Genomic DNA, 771 nt, shown 5'->3' with positions numbered 1-771 from the left:
ACGAGGTCGACAGCTATGTCCGCTTGAAGAAGGCATCGACGCGGCCGGCGTGCGGGACGCGAAGTTACGACCAACGTCGGAACCACGCGGACCTTCGACCCGACCTCACCCTATGCGGAACAGCGCGCACAGGCCCTGGCCTACCTCAAGTCGCGCGTCGACATCACCCACGTGCTGGGCGGCGACGACTCGATCATGTCAGGGCCCTTCCTCTATCCGTACGGCGTCTTTCCGCTCACCGACAGCGGCGAGCCGATCTGGAGCGACGCCCTGCTGGATTGGATGCAGCCGCGGTATCTGGCGGCGCGCTCCATCTTTCGGGAATTGGCGGACTACGCCGCCACGAAGAAGGTGCAGCTCGCCATCGAGCCCATCAAGAGCTGGGAATCTCCGCCGCCGAACATGGTGTCGGAGGCGCTGGACTTCCTCGATGACGCCGAGATCGCGCGGTGCGGTGTGACGATCGACACCGCTCAAGCAGTCATGGAGAGCCAGGGTCCGGCGATCTTCAAGAGCGATGTGGCCCGGGCCGCGAAGCGGAACCAGCTGCTCTACGTCCACATCTCCGCACCCGACCGTGGTGCGGTGCGGGACAGCTGGATCCCGTGGGACATCATGCTGGGCGAGATCGAACCGGTCTACCGCGGGCCTTACCTGGTCGAGGTGTTCAACGCGATTCCTCCGTTCGACAGCTCGATGCGGATGGCGCGCCGGCGCTTCTGGCGGCCGGGGGAGGACGACGCGGTGCCGGGTCGGCAGAGCGCCTATGAC

General features: G+C 65.9%; 1 pseudogene. It reads left to right on the top strand.

The annotated features are described in order from the left end of the window. Positions 1 to 99: 99 nt before the first annotated feature. Positions 100 to 771, top strand: a pseudogene (locus DMB66_RS60170) (sugar phosphate isomerase/epimerase family protein); the annotation flags it as partial.

The organism is Actinoplanes sp. ATCC 53533, from assembly GCF_003947245.1.
Note: the sequence above shows the minus strand (reverse complement) of the source record. Positions and strands in the feature narration are given on the sequence as shown.